This is a genomic window from Polaromonas sp. P4_H1, from assembly GCF_056400945.1.
In genome coordinates this window covers 1-533 of sequence record NZ_JBFUKG010000144.1, presented here as the reverse complement: position 1 = coordinate 533, position 533 = coordinate 1, and the positions used below count along the sequence as shown (strand labels likewise).

Below are 533 nucleotides of genomic sequence, written 5' to 3'. Positions count from 1 at the left end.
GTCGTTTGCCAGTCAGGTAAAATTGGCTACAAGCTGGGCCACTAAAGGGATTCTGTCAGACCGTAGGGGTGCGGGCTGGCGATGGAATGATAAGGGCGCTTTGCGCATGATTTTTGGTTTGCGGGGTTTCCGGGGCGGCCTTCTTGCTGCTTCGATCTTGGTCGCCATGCCGGTCGCCGTTACAGCGACTGCTGCGCTCGTTTCTTCGACTGCCGTGGCTCAGACCGCCGCTTCGATTGTTGTTGAAGGCAATCGTCGCGTGGATGTGGAGACCATCCGCTCCTATTTCCGTCCCGGCCCGAGTGGCCGGCTGGATCAGGGCACCATCGATGACGGCCTCAAGTCGCTCATCGAGACCGGCCTGTTCCAGGATGTGAAGATCAATCAGGCCGGTGGCCGTCTGGTCGTCAGCGTCGTCGAAAACCCGGTCATTGGCCGTGTCGCCTTCGAAGGTAACAAGAAGGTCAAGGACGACCAGCTGAACGCCGAAGTGCAGTCGAAGCCGCGCGGGACGCTGTCGCGCCCGATGGTGC

The 533-nt window shown here is 60.2% G+C and carries 1 protein-coding gene; it reads left to right on the top strand.

The features are described from left to right. Positions 1-106: 106 nt before the first annotated feature. On the top strand, positions 107-533 hold a 427-nt coding region (locus tag AC1DS5_RS25575), incomplete at its 3' end, for a POTRA domain-containing protein (protein WP_477721044.1).